Origin of the sequence: Thioalkalivibrio sp. ALE11, from assembly GCF_000381205.1 — a bacterium.
Lineage (GTDB): Bacteria > Pseudomonadota > Gammaproteobacteria > Ectothiorhodospirales > Ectothiorhodospiraceae > Thioalkalivibrio.
Window position 1 is genome coordinate 1 of record NZ_KB906188.1, and the last position, 15,245, is coordinate 15,245.

Annotated in this window: 11 protein-coding genes and 1 CRISPR repeat array; all 11 genes read left to right on the top strand. The window is 65.8% G+C overall.

The window, feature by feature from the left end; all coding sequences use genetic code 11:
* The first annotated feature begins 72 nt into the window (after positions 1 to 72).
* A protein-coding gene (locus F620_RS14955) for an IS3 family transposase (protein WP_155987038.1) occupies positions 73 to 1,199 on the top strand; the annotation gives its coding sequence in 2 pieces (ribosomal slippage) (positions 73 to 328 and positions 328 to 1,199; 1,128 coding nt in all).
* A 354-nt stretch (positions 1,200 to 1,553) separates the two neighbouring features.
* Positions 1,554 to 2,774, top strand: coding sequence for a TIGR02221 family CRISPR-associated protein (gene csx2, locus F620_RS0113240; RefSeq protein WP_019570934.1), 1,221 nt, complete (start codon positions 1,554 to 1,556; stop codon positions 2,772 to 2,774).
* Positions 2,775 to 2,851: 77 nt separating this feature from the next.
* Positions 2,852 to 3,901 carry a hypothetical protein gene (locus tag F620_RS0113245; RefSeq protein WP_019570935.1) on the top strand — a complete coding sequence of 350 codons (1,050 nt, stop codon included), beginning with the start codon at positions 2,852 to 2,854 and terminating at the stop codon, positions 3,899 to 3,901.
* Positions 3,901 to 7,065, top strand: a complete 3,165-nt coding sequence (gene cas10 / locus F620_RS14495; protein ID WP_019570936.1) for a type III-B CRISPR-associated protein Cas10/Cmr2 — start codon at positions 3,901 to 3,903, stop codon at positions 7,063 to 7,065. Before F620_RS0113245 ends, cas10 begins: the two co-directional genes overlap by 1 nt.
* On the top strand, positions 7,062 to 8,264 hold the full coding sequence (locus F620_RS0113255) for a type III-B CRISPR module-associated protein Cmr3 (RefSeq protein WP_019570937.1): 1,203 nt from the start codon (positions 7,062 to 7,064) through the stop codon (positions 8,262 to 8,264). The genes cas10 and F620_RS0113255 overlap by 4 nt, the downstream gene beginning before the upstream one ends.
* A gap of 47 nt (positions 8,265 to 8,311) precedes the next feature.
* A complete protein-coding gene (cmr4, locus tag F620_RS0113260; RefSeq protein ID WP_019570938.1) occupies positions 8,312 to 9,244 on the top strand; it encodes a type III-B CRISPR module RAMP protein Cmr4 in 933 nt (310 codons plus the stop codon).
* Positions 9,241 to 9,693: a type III-B CRISPR module-associated protein Cmr5 gene (gene cmr5, locus F620_RS0113265; protein ID WP_019570939.1), complete on the top strand. Its 453-nt coding sequence runs from the start codon at positions 9,241 to 9,243 to the stop codon at positions 9,691 to 9,693. Before cmr4 ends, cmr5 begins: the two co-directional genes overlap by 4 nt.
* A gap of 1 nt (position 9,694) precedes the next feature.
* The gene (gene cmr6 / locus F620_RS0113270) at positions 9,695 to 11,092 is read left to right on the top strand and encodes a type III-B CRISPR module RAMP protein Cmr6 (protein WP_019570940.1); all 1,398 of its coding nucleotides are present in this window, start codon (positions 9,695 to 9,697) and stop codon (positions 11,090 to 11,092) included.
* 54 nt (positions 11,093 to 11,146) lie between these two features.
* Complete coding sequence (locus tag F620_RS0113275) at positions 11,147 to 13,369, top strand: CRISPR-associated ring nuclease (protein ID WP_019570941.1); 2,223 nt, start codon at positions 11,147 to 11,149, stop codon at positions 13,367 to 13,369.
* 29 nt (positions 13,370 to 13,398) lie between these two features.
* Positions 13,399 to 13,716, top strand: coding sequence for a CRISPR-associated protein Csx16 (gene csx16, locus F620_RS0113280; RefSeq protein ID WP_019570942.1), 318 nt, complete (start codon positions 13,399 to 13,401; stop codon positions 13,714 to 13,716).
* A 30-nt stretch (positions 13,717 to 13,746) separates the two neighbouring features.
* Positions 13,747 to 14,745: a CRISPR system precrRNA processing endoribonuclease RAMP protein Cas6 gene (gene cas6, locus F620_RS0113285; RefSeq protein ID WP_019570943.1), complete on the top strand. Its 999-nt coding sequence runs from the start codon at positions 13,747 to 13,749 to the stop codon at positions 14,743 to 14,745.
* A 95-nt stretch (positions 14,746 to 14,840) separates the two neighbouring features.
* Positions 14,841 to 15,223: a CRISPR direct-repeat array (repeat unit 36 nt; unit sequence GTCTTAATCCCTTTGTCTTCAGGGCTGTCGTTCAAC).
* Positions 15,224 to 15,245 lie beyond the last annotated feature (22 nt).

A 15,245-nucleotide genomic window follows, 5' to 3' on the forward strand; every position in this document is an offset into this window, starting at 1 on the left:
TCCCCTCCACGAGGACCAGTGGTTATTAGAGTCCTCTGGCACAATCGAGGTCGAGCAGCCGGGAGGGGAGCCATGCGGAAGTCACGCTTCAGCGAGAACCAGATCCTGTCGATCCTGAAGGAGGCGGATGCCGGGCAGTCCGTGAAGGAGATCTGCCGCAAGCACGGGATCAGCCAGCCGACGTTCTACAACTGGAAGTCGAAGTACGGCGGCATGGCCGCCTCGGACCTCAAGCGCCTCAAGGAGCTGGAGGAGGATAACCGCCGGCTCAAGCAGATGTACGCCGATCTCTCGCTCGAGAACACGGCGATGAAGGACCTCATCGACCGAAAGCTCTGAGGCCGACCGAGAAGCGGGAAGCCGTGGCCTTTCTCCACCAGCGCCACGGCCTGTCCATCCGCCGCAGCTGCGGCTGTGTTGGGCTTTCCCGGTCGGCCTGGTATCGACGTCCTCAGGCGCCGTCACCGGCCGAGCGTGACGAACCGGTGATCGACGCCCTCAACGAAGCGGTGGACGACGCGCCCCGGCGCGGCTTCTGGAAGCTCTACCGGCAGTTGCGCCGGAAGGGCCACCCCCGGAACCACAAGCGGGTGCACCGCGTGTATCGGGGCATGGGCCTCAACCAGCCGCGCCGCACCCGGCGACGACGGCCGCCGCGGGCCTACAACCCTCTGTTCGTGCCGGATGCGCCGAACACGGTCTGGTCCGCCAACTTCATGAGTGACGGGCTGTACACCCGCAAGCGCTTCCGGACTTTCAACATCGTCGACGACTTCAACCGCGAGGTGGTGGCCATCGAGATCGACACCTCCATCAACGGCCACCGCCTGACCCGCATCTTCGAGCGGGTGAAGGCCGAGCGGGGTCTCCCGCAGATCCTGCGCGTCGACAATGGTCCGGAATTCCTGTCCGCTGCCTTTCGCGCCTGCGCGGAGGCGAACGCGATGTTCATCCAGTACATCCAGTCCGGCAAGCCAAACCAGAACGCCTTCATCGAGCGTTTCAACCGCACCTACCGCAACGAGGTCCTGGATCTCTACCTGTTCAACGACCTCGAGGAGGTCCGCGAGATCACCCACTGGTGGGTGATCGACTACAACGAGGAGCGGGCTCATGACGCCCTCGGCGACCTGCCGCCGGCCGTCTACGCCCAGCTCCATTCAACCGCTGAGGACTCTAAGAATGAATGGTCCTTTTGACGGGGAAGCTTACGGCGGACCCGCAACACCGTCCTGAGCCTGACGTTCAAGCTCGGTCAGAGCGCGCAGAAGCGCTGGCGTCGGCTCCGGGGTTACGGATGGCTCGACAAGCTCGAGCGCGGGGTGACGTTCATCGACGGCGTCGAACAGACCGAACCGACCAACGACGAGGCATCATCCATCACCGACCAAAACGCCGCCTGAACCTGCCATCGCTCATACACCAGACTTGACCATAACTCCCACCGGCATCGACGCCTTTCCCCACAATATCCAATCGGTTTACCCTCACGCTGGATGAGGCGTTAGGTCAGTACCGAAACTGGGTGTGTCCCCCTGCAGACAAGGACGGCCATGAGCACACTGATCACCTTCCTCGGGCGAGGTCGGCACGACGACAACACCGGCTATCGCCGTGCACGCTACCGGTTTCCCGAAGCCGGCTTGCGCGAAAGCCCGTTTTTCGGCATCGAACTGGCACGCCAGCTGCAGCCCGCCCGTGTGGTAATCCTCGGTACACCGGGCAGCATGTGGAGCGTGCTGATCGAGCACCTGGTGCAACCCAACAACCCCTCTCTGGAAGCGGAACGCCTGGCGCTGCTTGATGCGGAGACCAATCAGCGCGTAACCATGGAACAACTGGCGCCGGTCACCGAATTCGTGCGCGAAGCCGCAGGTATGGATGCGGAACTGCGGCTGATCCCGGGAGCCCGCGAATCCGACGAACAGATCCGGATTCTCCAAGAAATCGCCGAAACGATTTCGGGCGGCCGACTCCACCTCGACCTCACGCACGGCTTCCGCCACCTTGGCATGCTTGGCTTTCTCTCCGCCTATTTCCTGGAAGCGCTGCGCTCTGTACGGGTCGATGGCCTGTGGTACGCCGCGCTCGACATGACACCAAGCGAAGGACCACAAGCGGGGGAGACTCCGGTACTGCGCCTGGACGGGCTGGATGCGGTCCACCGCTGGATCGAAGCCCTTGCCCGCTTCGACTCCTCGGGTGACTACGGCGTCTTCGCCCCCCTGCTGGAGCGCGACGGTTTGCCGGAGGACAAGGCCAACTGCTTGGTCGAAGCCAACTTTCTCGAAACAACTTTGAACCTGGCTGGGGCCCGCCAGCGCCTGCGAACCGTTCTGCAGGAATTAGAAAGCAATCCACTCGCCGGAGCCTCCGGGCTTTTCCAAGGCAAGCTGATCGACCGCCTGGCCTGGGCGCGTAGCAACGACTTGGGTGACAACCAGCGCAAGCTCGCTCTGCGCGCTCTGGGCCGGCGCGACTATCCACGCGCCGCCATTTTCGGCTTCGAAGCCTTTCTGACCCGCCTTTGCAGCGACGAGGGCGAGGATCCGAGTGACCACGCGAACCGTGAACGGGTACGCGACGGCTTTGCCCAAACACTCGACCGCGAACCGGAATGGAAACACGAGGCCTGGCACCTGCTGCGGCAGCTCCGCAACGCCATGGCCCATGGAACACCGCCACGACATCGCCGAGTGCGTGAGATCATCCGCAACCGGCAACGTCTGCATCGCGAGCTGGAAGCCGCCATCCAGCGCCTGAACAGCACCTGATCCGACAAGCTTGTCAGCCGCGCCGTGCCGGCACGGGCGCGATAGCATTCACGCAACTGCTTCATGGGAAACCGCCGATGGCCCAACCGAACGTCCGCTACACGCAGCGCCACTACACCGTGCGTTTTCTCGCCCCGGCGTTTCTCGGCAACGCCGTGCAGGACGCCCAGTGGCGTACCCCGCCGTTCAAGGCCCTGCTCCGCCAGTGGTGGCGCGTCGCCTGGATGGCCGAGAACGGCCACCCGAAAGACATTACCCGCATGCGTCGGGAGGAGGGACTGCTGTTCGGCCACGCTTGGCTCGAGGATGACCGGACTGATGTTCCCAATGAGGCCAGCGAGCCAGTCCGTGCGAGGAAGAGCCTCGTAAGGCTGCGGCTCGATACGGAATCTGCCAGTGACCAAACCGCCTGGCGTCATGGCAGCCAGGAAGGCGTCGCCCCACTGGCGACCAGCATTGAGAATGGATATGCCTGGTTCGGCCTTGTCAGGCGCGGCAAGAATATCCCGGATCGAAACGCGATCCGTTCCCGCGCCGAGGAATCCGTCCGCATACTCAAGATCGCCGCTCCGGACACTTACATCCATCGGCTGGATACGGTAATGGAACTGGCCCACCAGTTCGGAACCCTCGGCAGCCGATCAAGAGGAGGATGGGGATCCGTGGCAATTAAAGACAATGGAGAAGCGACCGCCCCATCCGTGCCGGACGGCATTCTTCTCGACTGGCAACGCTGCCTCAAATCCGACTGGGCCCGCGCCATCGCCCGTTGCGAACAAGGCCCCTGGATCTGGGAAAGCACAAAGTCCTTCGAGTCCTGGGACAAGGCCATGGCGGCCATGGCCCAGGAACGGCGCAACGCTCGCCTGAAGCTCAAGCAACCCGCTGCAGATCTGCGCAAGGCGCTGGGCTTCGCCGGTGCCGGCCGCATGGCCAGCCCTTTGCGGTGGAAGCTGATGGCGGATCCGGACGGCAAACTGCGGATCCGCGTGTTTGCAATGCCACACAAGATTCCGACTGACTCGGGCGAAACCCTCGAGCTGAACAAGCTCGAACAGGCATGGCGCGATGTCGCATCGCATCTCGACAGCGCCCGCACTTTCCGGCGTCTCAGCGGAGTTCAGTGATGAGCGAACACAACACCTTCTGGCAGACCAAACTGCATGCCCGCCTGCACGACCCGGTCGAGAAGGCACTGGTCCTGCTCCGCGACCCCGAAGGCCACGAAGGCGGCACCTCGCGGGCCCTGCACCGGCTCGCCGGCTACCACGAACTTCCCGTTTCGGATTGGCTGGATCCGGACAATGCCGAGGTGCTGTCCAGCGTGCTGTTTCACAAGGGCATCCCGGCCCCCATGTACGAAACGGTTCGGCGGGCCGACTGGTGGGCAGCCGCGGCCGACCGGCCGCAGTGGCCCATGCACGAAAAGACGGTCTCCGCGGCCGATGGCAGCCCGAAGACCTTCGCGGTGGCCGATTTCGCGCAGGTGCGCTGGACCCGGAAGCCGGAAATCATCCACCCGCTCACGGGACAGACCTTCGACCTCGGTTCGCTGGGCGAGACCGACGTGGAAACGATCAAGGCGAAGAGTTTCAGCCACTTCGAACGGCTGGTGGTCAGGGACAGGGATGGCGCATTCGACTACCGGCGCACCCATGCCGCCTTCTGGCGCTTCGGCCCTGAACTGCTGGGCGAGGCCTCGCTGCTGGACTCGGCCGACGACGACACCCGGGACCACGATACCGGCGAACTGGGGCTTCTATGGCCGCACCTGCCGGCCGACACCCGAGTTCCGGATCACAGCATCTGGGATCACCTGGATCTGACCAGCGCCTTCGCCGGCGCCTTTGCCGCAGACCCGGACGGGGATGCCGCCCTGCTGGCCGTCTCCCTGGGTCCGGTGCAGGAATTCATCGCCTCGGCGCGTAAGACCGAGGACCTATGGGCCGGCTCCCATCTTCTGTCCCGGCTCGCCTGGGAGGCCATGCGCGTGATCTGCGAGGCGCTGGGTCCGGACGCAATGGTTTTCCCCCGGCTGCGGGGCGTACCTCAGGTGGATGCCTGGCTGCGGGACGACCTCGAGCTGGGCGACAGCCTGGGCGACGAGTGGTTCGGCCGCCACTGCCCCTGGACCTTCCGTCAGACGGATGCGAACCCGCTGTTCACTGCGGCCCTGCCCAACCGCTTTGTCGCCATCGTGCCAGCAAGTCAGGCCCGGGAGCTGGCCGAACGGGCCCGCGACGCCGCACAGAGATGGCTGGACGACACGGGCGTTGACGTGGTCTCCCGCCTGCTCAAGGAAGCCGACATGGACGTGGATGCCGAGACCGTGCCCTACGCCCAGATGAAGGCTCAATTGCAAGGCTTCCCGGAAGTGCACTGGGCCGCCGTACCGTTCTCGCTGATTCGCCCGCGAGACCGGGAGAAACAGCGAGACCTGGATACCACGGCCTTGCAGGCGGCCATGGCGCCCTTTTTCGGCTGCGACCCGGACGCCTTCGCCGGGTTTCTCGACACCCCGGCCTGGCAGGTGCTGCGCGACGACATCGACTGGGACGACGGCACCCGCTTCTTTGCCCCCAACCCCGGCGTGCTCTACCCGGCGATTCATGACCTCGTGGAACGACTGCTGGCGGCATCCAAGGGCGTTCGTGCATTCCGTTCCAGCCCGCAGGAGGGCTACCGCGACTCGCTTGCCGGCGAGGCGGAATGGCTCACCACGAACCGGGATCAGCTCGCGCTTCCGCCCGGTCAGCGTCGGGACAGCCTCTGGACCCGCATCCATGCCAACCGCCCGGCCTGGGCCCGCGAGGGCGAGCACCTGGGAGGGCTTTCCGCCATCAAGCGCTTGTGGCCGACGATCTTCGCGGAGGCAGTCGGCAGGACGGTGGCCGAAAAAGACGACGGCGATATCGCGCCGATCGGCCGCTTTGTCGTCTCCACCCACACCATGGCCGTCGCGTACCAGCTCGACCGCTGGCTGGAAAGCGGCGCCGATGCCTCGGCGACCGTGCAGCGGGAGTTCAAGTACCAGGGCGAGCGCGTCGCACTGCCGCGGCGTCTGGTCGAGCGCCACCGCGGCCACCCGCAGTGGCAAATGGCCAGCCAGCTGCCGGGTTATCTCCAAGAGATGCAGGAGAGCGACAATCCGGAGGATTGGAAGGCCGGCCAGAATACCGTCCGCGATGCCCTGGGCGATGGTACAGCCCGCCCCGGGATCGAGACCTACTACGCCCTGCTGCTGATGGACGGCGACCGCATGGGCGCCATCCTCTCCGGCGACCCGGCATCCGATGTCGGCATCCGCTACGAGGACAGTCTTCACTCACAGGTGCGCGAGGGTTTCCGCCGGCATGCGCAAGGCAATCCACGCCTGCTCGACTATGCGCAGCAACCGCGGGCGCTCTCCCCCGGCCGGCACTTCGCCATCTCCGGCGCGCTCAACGACTTCGCGCTGAAAATCGTGCCCCACGTGGTCGAGCGCGAACACCTCGGCAAGCTGATCTACGCCGGGGGCGATGACGTGCTGGCCATGCTCCCGGTGGCCGACGCCCTGGGCTGCGCCCGCCGTCTGCGGTATGCGTGGTCGGGACACGACCAGCGCGATGAGGCATTCAGCTGGACCGACATTCGCAACCGCCGCGCCGGCCAGGACGGTTGGGGCCGGCAGGAACTGTTCTGCCGCGACGGCTTCGCCCATTTGCGCGGCCAGTTGCTGCGCATGATGGGGCCGCACGCCACCATGTCCGCCGGCCTCGTCATCGCCCACCACCAGGCACCGCTGGAAGCCGTGCGGCGGGCCCTGACCGCCGCGGAACAACGCGCCAAAGAAGAGGGTGGACGCGACGCTTTCAGCATCACGCTGATCAAGCGGGCCGGGGCCATCACGCACTTCACCGCCCCGTTCGGCGTGCTGGGCATGCTAGAGCGCACCGTCGAGTATCTGCGCGAGCCGGCGGTATCCCGCCGCGCGGTCTACAGCACGCTGGAATGGCTGAAGGACCTGCCCGACCCGGTCCCGCACGAAATGCTTGAGAGCCTGCTGGACTGGCAGCTCCGGCGCCAGTGCGGCCGGAAAAGTGTCTGGCAGCACCATGACGTGCCCGGGCTGGCGCACGATCTGGCCCGTTGCGCCTGCAGCGAGCGGCCCCCGCGCGACTGGCTGCGCGATCTGCTGCTCACCGCCGAGTTCCTGGCGCGGGAGATCCGCAGCAAGCCTCCCGGAACCGAAAGCTCGCCGCAGGACAACACCGATGCCGACCCGGACGGCAAGGGGGAAACCGCCGCATGACAGCCGCCATCAGCCATTTCATTCAGCCACTGGACGTGCTTTTCTTGCGCGGTAACCGGCTGTTCGGTGCCGCCGGAAGCTACGGCGAGGCCCTGGTTCCGCCCTGGCCCTCGCTGGCGGCCGGCAGCCTGCGCAGCGCCCTTCTGGCCCGCGAGGGCGTGGACCTGGGCGAATTTGCCCGGGGCCACGCACCCCATCCCGAGCTGGGCACCCCGGCCGATCCTGGATCGTTCACCGTGGAGGCCTTCCAGCTCGCGCGGGAACACGAAGAGCGCATCGAGCCCCTGTACCCGCTGCCGGCCGACCTGTCCGCGCAAGTACCGAATGACGAGGATGAACAAACTCGTGAGGGCTCGGACGCGCCGCCGCTCGAACTGCGCCGCAGCCTCCCGGCCGCTCCTGCCGCCGGCCTGGAGAACAGCCATCCGCTGCCGTATGTGCCCGTACTGCCCGAGACCCGCCGCGGCAAGCCGGTGACTGGCCTATGGCTCACGGGGCGCGGTCTGGCGGACTGGCTGGCGGGCAATCTACCCCAGCCCGATGAGCTCCTTGGCACCGCCCAAATCTGGGCACCGGACCCGCGTATCGGCATCGCACTGAACCCCGCGACACGTTCCGCGGAGGATGCCCACCTGTTCACCGCCCAGGCCGTCGCCATGCGCGAGGGCACCGGCTTTGTCAGCCGGGTGCGGGGCGCCACCCTGCCCGAGTCCCTAGCACTGCGCCTCGGCGGCGACGGCCGTGCCGCCAGCGCCCAACAATGCGCGGTCGACTGGCCCGAGCCGGATCTCGAGGCCATTGCCCGCAGTGGACGTGCCCGTATCCTGCTCACCACCCCCGGTCTTTTCGCGCACGGCTGGTTGCCCACCGGTACGGCCGCGCCCGCGGACGACTCCGCGTCACGGGGTGCCGCGTTCTCACTGCACGGCGTCGAAGGACGCATCGTCGCCGCCGCCGTGCCCCGCGCCGAGGTCATCTCCGGATGGGATCTGGCCAGCAACCGGCCAAAACCCGCACGCCAGGCTGTTCCAGCCGGGGCGGTCTATTGGCTGGAACTCGCCCCGGGGACGACCGCCGACGCCCTGCAACGGCTCGCAACCGAAGGCCTCTGGCCCGCCCACTGCGATGAGGAGGATGCCACGCGCCGTGCCGAGGGCTTTAATCGATGCCTGCTGGCGACCTGGCCGGAAACGGCCTGACCACGGAACCACCGCTATGTCCATCACCCTGAATATGGAACACCATCATGTTTGAGAAACAAGCCGTCGCTTTTCTCTACGCCGTCAGCCCGGTCCATGTGGGCGCAGGCAATGCCGTTGGAGTCATCGACAACCCTATCCAGCGTGAACGCCACACCGGACATCCGAGCTTTGCCGGCTCGGGCATCAAAGGCGCCGTACGCCACAGCTACCAGACCCTGGGTGGACACCAGGATGATATCCAGCGCCTGTTCGGGCCGGAAGCCGGGGCCGACTCGCTGCACGCCGGGGCGGTAAGCTTTGGCGACGCCCAGATCGTGGCCTTCCCGGTGCGCAGCCTGAAGGGCGGATACGTCTACGCGACCAGCCCCATCGCGCTGGAGCGCGCACGCCGCCTGCTCTCACTGATCGGCGTCCCCCACGACTGGCCCGACCTGCCCGCCGTCGAACCGGGGCAATGCCGAGTTGTCCACCCCGGCCTGCTGTCACGAGACGACCGCCTGCACCTGGAGGTCTTCGAATACGAGGCGGCAATGACCAACTGCGCGGCCCTAGAGGCCACCAGCAACTGGCTGGCCACCCACGCCCTGCCCGAAGACGACGGCTATCGGTTCTTCCGTGACAAGCTCGAAAAAGATCTCGTGCTGCTCTCCGACACGGATTTCGACTACTTCGTGCAGCATGCGACTCTGGTCGAACCCCACGTTCGGATTAACGAGGAAACCGGCACTGCCGACGACGGTGGCCTGTTCTACACCGAGAACCTGCCCCCGGAGGCGTTGTTACTCGCGCCCCTATCGGCCAGCCGAACCCGCACTGGCCAGCAGGACGACCACCTGGAGGCCCAGGCCGTAATGGCACGCATGCAGACCGTGATGAACGGCAGGCTCCTGCAGATCGGCGGGGACGCCACTACCGGAAGGGGTCAGGTGATCAGCCGTCTGGTGAACGCTCATTCCGAAGGAGGAAATCCCTCATGAGCAAGCGCTCCACCCTGTCAATCGGCGACAAGCAACCGAAACCGGCGGCACAGGCGACCGGCGACCCCAATCATCCGACGAACGGAAGACGCCTGTCCCTGGAACAGCAGAGGGCGCAGCACGCCTGGGAAAAGGCCGGTGACGGCGTACAGAAGTTCAAAAAGGATTACGCCAACGTCGCCAAGGCCGTACCTGGGCTGATCATGAATACGGGCCTGATGCAGGTACTCGCCTTTCTCAACGGCAAGGACAGTCAGCACCGGCTGCTGGCCGAGCACCTGCACGACTGGCTGCACCACCAGCATCAGCTCCCGAAGGACTTCAAGCCCTGTATGGAGGCGCTGATGCAGTCGGAGCCACGGGAGTTCCAGCTGGTCACGGCCGAGGCCCTGGTCTGGCTCAAGTGGCTGCGCCAGATGGCCGATGCCCGGATGGGCGAGGAGGGCTAACATGCCGATCGCCGCCGTACCCAAATATATCGGGCAGGATTTCACCGAGGCCTCGCCCGGCATGCGCTTCGGCATGTACCTGAACCTGTGGGGCATCGACCAGCGCACGCAGGAGCACCTGTGGGAAACCCATGACACCGCCTACGAAATTACCGGAAAAGACCGGCGGGAACGATCGAAGAGCGTTGAAAACAAGGCGCCCGCGCTGGAAGCGGCCCGCACGCTCAACCGCCACGACCAGCAGCGCATGGTGGCTTTGGAGACACGCGCCCATGCGCTCGCCGCAGCCCTCCCGGACGATTCCCATCTGCTGGTCGAGGGCCAGGCCAGCGCGCCATTTACCACCGGGCTGGGTATTGAGCATCCGCTGGAAAATGGTTTCGCCTTTCTCGACCCCTACGGCCTGCCCGTTCTGCCGGGTTCCGGCATCAAGGGCGTCCTGCGCCAGGCGGCACGCGAACTGGCGGGTGGCACGTGGGGGGACGATTCGGGCGGTTGGGACGACTCCACCCGCTATCCCTGCACGATGGGCAACGAAACCGTCTACCTGTCCATGATCGACGCGCTGTTCGGCCTGGAAATTGACGACGGAGCACAAATGCACGTCCGCGGCGCCCTGACGTTCTGGGACGTGGTCCCGCAGATCGCGGGCAACCGCCTGCACGTGGAGATCATGACGCCACATCAGGCGCACTACTACCAGCAGCGGCAGGATACGAAGACCGGCGGCAGCGTCACGCCACACGACTCCGGCCAGCCTACGCCTATACCGTTCTTGACCGTACCCCCGGGCTCGCGTTTCAGCTTCCATGTCGTCTGCGACAAGTATCGTCTCACGCAACTGACACCGGAGCTGGCGCAAGGCAACCGCTGGCAGCAACTGCTGGCCAAGGCGTTCGAGCACGCCTTTGACTGGCTGGGCTTCGGCGCCAAGACCGCCGTCGGTTACGGAGCCATGACGATCGACCGCGAACGCCAGGAACAACGTCGGCGCGAGGAACACGAGCGCCGGGAGGCCGCCGAACGCGAAGCCATCGAACGCCGCCGCCAGGAAGAAGAGGCCGAGGCCGCCAGACGCCGGCAGCAGGAATTCGAGGCCCTGCCGGAGAGCGAACAGGCACTGCGCGAACTTGCCGCCGCGCTCGAAGGCTTTGCGGGTCTCGAACCACCGCTGGACAAGAGCCGACACGGGGAACTGGCCGGCCTGCTCAACAAACTCGACCGGAAGGCCCGCGGCTGGACCGAGGCGGAGCGGCACAAGGCGGCCGACGCCATCGAAGCGGCCTACGATCGCTTCGGGTGGACGCCCTCGGGGCTCAAGAAGGACAAGCGGGAGAAGCAGGAGAACAAACGGCGCGACCAGATCGCCGCCCTGCGCAATGGCAGTGGCATATCATGAACCACTCTCGCCTCTGCTTGTGCCGCGCGGGTCAGAACCCCGTGATTCACTGACATGGACGCCTCGCACCGATGCATCCTCGTCGGCTCGCTGGGTGGGAGCTGGGCCGTGGTCCCGGAGGTGTACGGGGCCCTGGCACCGGGGAAGCTGGATCTCTATGCCCGGCATCCGGAGCGTGATGCCGTGCGTGCCGAGCTCCACGGCCTCCGCCCGCCGGACGCGATCCACCTGGTCACCACCAGCGGCGATCGTGCTGCCCGCTCGATCGACCAGCTCTCCGCGTGGTGGGAGGCCCTGGGCCGGCCGTTTGCCCTGCGCATCTGGCAGGCCGAAGGCACCGACGAACTCTCCACGCCAGCGGAATGCCAGAGGCTGCGTGAACTGACCTACCGCGTGGTGCTCGCCGCCCGCGAAGCCCTGCCGGACTCGGGGCAACTGCTGCTCTCGCTGGCCGGCGGGCGCAAGACCATGAGTGCCGACCTGCAGGCCGCCGCGCAGTACATGGGCTGCGACGCCCTGCTGCACGTGACCGACGTAGGCAACCTCGACCCCGCACTGAGGGAAGCCGGGCCCGGGCTCTTCGAGACTGCACTGCCGGCGGTTCTCGCCCGCCAGATCCGTCCGCTGAACCTCGGCGCGAACCCGCGCAGCGAACTGCTGGACCTGGATCCCGCCATCCATGCGCCGGACTTCCCCCTGCCCGAATCCGCCAATGGGGACGTATGCCGCTGGCACGCCGGAGATGCCGATGCCCCCCTGTTCGAGACGCTCGAAGCCCGCACCCGCGAAAGCCGGCGCCTGCTCGGCAACTTCGTCTCGGAACTGGTACAGCAGGAAACCTACGGCAACTGGCGGAGCCTGTACCGGCTGCCGCCAGCCCGCCTGCAGGAACTGCGGCATACCCCGATCGGTCCGGAGCATCGTGAATGGCTCGAGCGCCTGCCAAAGGCCGACCTCCATCGCCATATTGGCGGATGCCTCGACCTGGACCAACAGGGCACAGTCGCCGAGGCTATCTGGGCCGCGAGCACCGCGGCGGAACAGACCGCCGCGCTGGAAGCCACGAGCGCCCTGCTCCGCCACCCCGGGGCAGACGGTGGTCCGCCGTCCGCCGGTAGCGAGGCGCCCGATGGCGGTTCCGACTGGCCGTGGAACTGGCCCGAACAGCTTCGCGCCCACTGTCCGCCATGGCAGGATCCGCGCCACCACCGTGCACTGTGCGCCAGCGCCCTGCTGCTCCGGTGCCCGGAGGCTTGGCTGCGGCGCCAGCTCTACGACATCACCGAGCCGCGAATCGCATTGAAAGATTCGCATGCCCACGGGTTTCAGGCCTACGAGCGTCCGGGCGAACTCACCGGCTCCGCGGTACTCGGCCATCCGGCCGCCCTGCCCGCATACGCCCGCGCTTTGGTCGACAATGCCCGCCGCGAAGGCCTCGCCTGGGTGGAGCTGCGCGGTAGCCCGCACAAGTACCGACCCGAGGATCCGGAAGGCTTCCTGCGCGAACTGCGCGACGCCCTGCGGGCCGCTGGCGCCATCACCAGTGACCGGAGCGATGCTTTTGGGCTTCCCGGCACGCTTGGCGATCAGCCGCGGATCGGGTTCGTGTGGATCCTCGACCGGCGCCAGCCCCCAGAAGCCATCGGCGAAGTGGTGACCCGAGCCACCCGAGTGCGCGATAACCTGGGAGCCTTTCTGCTGGGCCTGGACCTCGCCGGCGACGAGGCACAAAACCCGCCGGCGGCACTGGAACAGCACTTCCAGCCCGCATTCCGGGCCTGTCTGCCGATCACGATCCACGCCGGAGAAGGTGAAGCCGCGGACAACATCTGGGAAGCCGCCTACCGCCTGCATGCCGACCGCATCGGTCACGGCCTAACCCTGGCGGACAACCGGCCGCTGGCCCAGCGCTTTCGGGACCGCGGTATCCTGCTCGAGCTGTGTCCGAGTTCCAACCGCGAAGTCATCGGTTTCTACGATCCCGGGATCACCGGATCGCATAGCCAGCCACCGTACCCACTAGGGCCGCTTCTCGAGATGGGCATCCCGCTCACCGTGTGCACAGACAACCCCGGGATCAGCCGCACCACTCTGGCAGACGAATACCTTGCGGCGGCCCGAATGCAGGCCGGGTCCGGGCACGCTGGATTGACCCAGTGGGAAACCCTGGCGCTGATCCGCCAGGCCTTCGTGCACTCCTTTCTCCCAGCCCAGTTACGCGATCCGCTCGAAAAGCTTGTCGACCAGGAAATCCTTGGACGAGTGATGGAACATTAGCGAGATCAGGCCCCTGTGAGACCACTGCCATGACCGCCACAACTTACCTCGTGACCCGACATCCCGGTGCCATCGAGTGGACCGAACGCAGGGGCATCCACATCGACCGGTGTATTCCTCATCTCGACCCGAGCATCCTGCAGCCCGGTGACTGTGTCCTGGGCACCCTCCCAATCCACCTGGCTGCGCAGGTCTGTGCGCGCGGAGCCCGCTACCTGCATCTGTCCTTGGACATCCCGCCCGGAATTCGCGGCCAGGAGCTGGACGCGGACACCCTGGACACCTGCAACGCCCGGCTGGAAGAGTATCGCATCACTCACATCCCCGACGATGACGCGGCACAATGAAAAGCTGCTGGATTCCCGAAGGTCAGAATCATGTCCCGGCCCACCATTGAATCCGCCTCCCTGCACAACGCCATGTCCGGTGATTCTACGGAGACGGCCCCACCCGTAATTGTGGAACTTCCCGAGCTATCGCTGGAACGGCTGCGGTTTCACGCGGTCGCCCGGGCACCATTGCGCCTGCCACCATTCGCGGGCTCGATGTTGCGGGGCGCGTTCGGCCATGCCCTGAAGACCAGCGTGTGCATCACCCGTGCCCCGCGTTGCGCAGAATGCAAACTCTACCGCGACTGCGCCTACCCTGCGTTGTTCGAGCCACCGCCGCCAGCCGAGCACACGCTACAGCGATTCAGCCAGATCCCCGCACCCTACGTCATAGAACCACCCGCCGGTGGCGAACGGATCCTGCAGCCTGGTGACGCCTTCGACTTTCACGTCGTGCTCGCAGGGAACGCCGTGCAGCAGCGCGAACTCATTCTCTCGGCATGGCATCAGGCCCTCGCCCGGGGTCTAGGCAAGCGACGCGCCCCCGCCGAACTCACATCCGTCACATCCGAGCCCCCTGCCAGCGTGGCAACTGACCTCGAAGCCGAGTCACTGGCCACTCACGGCCTGCCCCGGGAAACACACCGCGTCACACTGCAACTGCACACTCCGCTTCGCCTACAGCACCAGGGGCACGCACTTGGGCCCGACGCCCTGGATGCCGAACGCCTGCTCATGAACCTCACGCGGCGTATCTCCCTCATCTGCGAATTCCATGGCGGCACCGCACCGAACTGGGACTACCCCACCCTCAAGGGCCTCGCACAAACTATCCGCAGCCAAAAGTCGCTGGAATGGCAATCGTGGTCACGCTACTCCTCGCGTCAGAAACAGACCATGCAGCTGTCCGGCGTTGTGGGCCAATGGACCCTCGAGGGCGACCTGCAGCCATTCAGCGCCATCCTTCAAGCCGGACAGTGGCTGCATGCCGGCAAGAACGCCAGCTTCGGTCTAGGTCAGTACAGTCTGAGCGCGGCTTCCGCATAAGCCCCTTCAAGGTTCCTACGCCCGTAGTGGTACCACAACACGCTTGCCGTTGAATCCCACGCGGAAACGCTGCAACCCATGCCCTGTCGTGGCGTGTCTTAATCCCTTTGTCTTCAGGGCTGTCGTTCAACAAGAGCCCGGCTGGGACGACCGCACCACCGACGTCTTAATCCCTTTGTCTTCAGGGCTGTCGTTCAACCGACTCCAGCGGTTACGTAAGCCTGCGAATCCCCGTCTTAATCCCTTTGTCTTCAGGGCTGTCGTTCAACGGGCAATGGCATGAAGCAGGTCCAGCCCGAGCTGTCTTAATCCCTTTGTCTTCAGGGCTGTCGTTCAACGCGAAGGACGGGCTCCTCCCGGACGATCGGGAAGCGTCTTAATCCCTTTGTCTTCAGGGCTGTCGTTCAACTCGGCAATCTCGCCCAGCGCGACCCGCAGCAGTGTCTTAATCCCTTTGTCTTCGGGGCTGTCGTTCAACAGGGCGGAGGTCGCGCGTTGGG